At 64.1% G+C, this 3,257-nt stretch carries 3 protein-coding genes and 1 pseudogene; 1 reads left to right on the top strand and 3 read right to left on the bottom strand.

The window, feature by feature from the left end:
• Window positions 1-135: pseudogene (locus tag DYI24_RS28440) on the top strand ((2Fe-2S) ferredoxin domain-containing protein); the annotation flags it as partial.
• Between the two features lie 35 nt (window positions 136-170).
• On the opposite strand, the gene DYI24_RS23905 reads toward DYI24_RS28440, so the two are convergent.
• The 3 genes from DYI24_RS23905 to uvrB all read right to left on the bottom strand — a co-directional run.
• A complete protein-coding gene (locus DYI24_RS23905) occupies window positions 171-458 on the bottom strand; it encodes an addiction module antidote protein (RefSeq protein ID WP_107345921.1) in 288 nt (95 codons plus the stop codon).
• Window positions 459-460: 2 nt separating this feature from the next.
• Entirely contained in the window at window positions 461-757 is a 297-nt protein-coding gene (locus tag DYI24_RS23900; protein ID WP_107345920.1) for a type II toxin-antitoxin system RelE/ParE family toxin, read from the bottom strand.
• Between the two features lie 58 nt (window positions 758-815).
• On the bottom strand, window positions 816-3,257 hold a 2,442-nt coding region (gene uvrB / locus DYI24_RS23895; protein ID WP_164574093.1), incomplete at its 5' end, for an excinuclease ABC subunit UvrB.

Raw genomic sequence — 3,257 nt, 5'->3', positions numbered from 1 at the left:
CTCGGCATCTGCCCGAAGCGCGCGGTGGTCATGGCCAGCGCGGCGACGCTGGGACGCGGGGAGTATGTGCTGGTGGAAGATCGGAAGAAGGTGGAGGAGGCGGTAAAGGCTCTGAGTGATCAGGTAGACGGCTGAAGCTCTGCCGACCGAGGTAGAATATATCGCCCCGTCTACGCGACCTTCGGCTGTGCCACTAAGCTGATGCCGAGTGCGTGCAGCACCTTCAGCACGGTCGCAAATTCGGGTTTCGCGCCGCCGCCGAGCGCGCGGTACAGGTTCTCTCGGGACAGGCCTGTGTCTTCCGCGACGCCGCTCATACCCTTGGCGCGCGCGACAGCGCCAATCGCCTTGGTGATGAGTGCCGGATCCTCAGATGCGAAGGCTTCGGTCAAATAGTCCGCGATCATTTCGGGACTATCGAGATAGTCAGCAGCGTCGAACGGCGTCGTGCTCACCATGTTCAATCCTCCAACTCTCTTGCCAGTCGCTTCGCGGTGGCGATATCCGCCGCCTGTGAGCTCTTGTCGCCGCCACAGAGCAGTACGACCAGAGTTGCGCCGCGCTCAACGAAATACACCCGATAACCTGGCCCGTAGTGGACGCGGAGCTCGCTGACACCCTCGCCAATAGGAGCGACATCGCCAGGATTCCCTAGCTCCAGCCGGTCGAGCCTCAAAAGGATTCGAACGCGAGCCCGGCTGTCTCTCAGATTTCGCAACCAGCGCTCGAACTCTTGCGTCTTTCGGATCGTCGACATCCGGTCGCCCTCATTTGTAGCTTAAGCGCTACAATTGGCCTTTGCAACCGGGGGCCAGCTACCTCTTCTTCCATCCACCCCGCTTTCCCGGCGCGCCGCCGGTCGAGCGCGGGGAGGGGCCGAATTCGGGGCCGGCTTCGCGGCTGGAGGTCGGCTGATAGATCTTGCTCTCGGTGCCCGGGCCCATTTCGTCGAGCGTGGGCTTGCGTGGCTTGGGGCGCTGGACTTTCTTGAATTCGTGAAAGCCGGCGATGCCCATTTCGTCGAGGTCGGGCTTGTGGACTTTTGACGCTGTGCCTGGGGTACCCCCACTCCGGCCTTCGGCTGACCCTCCCCGCAAGGGGGAGGGTGACGAGACGGCGCCGCCTCGCGAAACACTGTCGCCCGACGCGCCGCGCGCTCCAGCCTTGCCGCGTCCGCCTTTGCCAGCGTCGGCCGGCAAATTCGCGGCGTCGCCGTAGCGCTTGGCGCCGGCGTAGCTGCCGGCTTTGTCAGCAACCTTGCGCTGTTTCACCGTCGGATCGTCGATCACTGCGAGCTCGGTGGCGCGCAGGCGTTTGACTTCGTCGCGCAGGCGGGCGGCTTCTTCGAAGTTCAGGTCGGCGGCGGCTTCGCGCATCCTGGTTTCGAGATCGGCCAGCACCGCCTCGAAATTGTGGCCGATCACTGCGGCGTCGTCGGTGAAGCCGGCGCCCTTGCCGTCGCCGATTTCGACCAGCACGTGGTCGCGCTCGTACACGCTGTTCAGAATATCGCCGATCGACTTCTTGACGCTCTCCGGCGTGATGCCGTGCGCGGTGTTGTATTCGATCTGTTTCTCGCGGCGGCGATTGGTCTCGTCGATCGAACGCTGCATCGAGCCGGTGATCTGATCCGCGTAGAGGATCACCTTGCCGTCGACGTTGCGCGCCGCGCGGCCGATGGTCTGGATCAGCGAGGTCTCGCTGCGCAGGAAGCCTTCCTTGTCGGCATCGAGGATCGCCACCAGCGCGCATTCCGGAATGTCGAGGCCTTCGCGCAGCAGGTTGATGCCGACCAGCGCGTCGAACGCCCCGAGCCGCAGGTCACGGATGATCTCGATGCGCTCGATGGTGTCGATGTCTGAGTGCATGTAGCGCACGCGGATGCCCTGCTCGTGCAGGAACTCGGTGAGGTCCTCGGCCATGCGCTTGGTCAGCACGGTAATCAGCGTGCGATAGCCGCGCGCCGCGGTGGCGCGGACTTCGCCGACGAGATCGTCGACCTGGGTGCGGGCCGGGCGAATGTCGACCGGCGGATCGATCAGACCGGTCGGGCGAATGACCTGTTCGACGAACACGCCGCCGCTCTCGTTCAGCTCCCACGCCGCCGGCGTTGCCGACACCGCGACGGTCTGCGGCCGCATCATGTCCCATTCTTCGAAGCGCAGCGGCCGGTTGTCCATACAGGACGGCAGCCGGAAGCCATATTCGGCGAGCGTCGCCTTGCGGCGGAAGTCGCCTTTGAACATCGCGCCGATCTGCGGGATCGAGACGTGGCTTTCGTCGGCGAACACCAGCGCGTTGTCGGGCACGTATTCGAACAGTGTCGGCGGCGGCTCACCCGGCCGGCGGCCGGTGAGGTAGCGTGAGTAGTTCTCGATGCCGGCGCAGCTGCCGGTCGCTTCCATCATCTCGATGTCAAACGTGGTGCGCTGCTCCAAACGCTGCGCTTCGAGCAGGCGGCCCTGCGCGTGCAACTGGTCGAGCCGCCATTTCAGCTCGGTCTTGATCGAGGAGATCGCCTGGATCAGCGTCGGCCGCGGCGTCACATAGTGCGAATTGGCATAGATCTTGACGAACTCCAGCTCGTCCTGCTTGTGGCCGGTGAGCGGGTCGAATTCCTCGATGCCCTCAATCTCGTCGCCGAACATCTTCACCCGCCAGGCGCGATCCTCGTAGTGCGCCGGGAAGATGTCGATGACGTCGCCGCGCACCCGGAAGGTGCCGCGGGTGAAGTCGGCCTGGGTGCGCTTGTACTGCAGCGCGACCAGATCGGCGATCAGTTGACGTTGATCGATGCGTTCGCCGCGCTTCAGCGCGAAGGTCATCGCCGTATAGGTCTCGACCGAGCCGATACCGTAGATGCACGACACAGAGGCGACGATGATGACGTCGTCGCGTTCCAGCAGCGCGCGGGTGGCGGCGTGGCGCATCCGGTCGATCTGCTCGTTGATCGACGAATCCTTCTCGATATAGGTGTCGGTGCGCGGGACGTAGGCTTCCGGCTGGTAGTAGTCGTAATACGAGACGAAATACTCGACGGCGTTGTCGGGAAAGAAGTTCTTGAACTCGCCGTAGAGCTGCGCCGCCAGCGTCTTGTTCGGCGCCAGGATGATGGCCGGGCGCTGTGTTGCCTCGATCACCTTGGCCATGGTGTAGGTCTTGCCCGAGCCGGTGACGCCGAGCAGCACCTGGGTGCGATCGCTGCGGTCGATGCCTTCGACCAGCTCCTTGATCGCCTGCGGCTGGTCACCGCGCGG

The organism is Rhodopseudomonas sp. BR0C11, from assembly GCF_010820945.1.
Lineage (GTDB): Bacteria > Pseudomonadota > Alphaproteobacteria > Rhizobiales > Xanthobacteraceae > Rhodopseudomonas > Rhodopseudomonas palustris_H.
The sequence above is the reverse complement of the archived record's forward strand: the minus strand, read 5'-3'. Positions and strand labels throughout refer to the sequence as shown.

What these genes read in the sequence shown, in the direction of transcription:
- DYI24_RS23905 (WP_107345921.1), bottom strand. Translation starts at nt 458, where the DNA reads ATGGTGAGCACGACGCCGTTCGACGCTGCTGACTATCTCGATAGTCCC.
- DYI24_RS23900 (WP_107345920.1), bottom strand. Translation starts at nt 757, where the DNA reads ATGTCGACGATCCGAAAGACGCAAGAGTTCGAGCGCTGGTTGCGAAAT.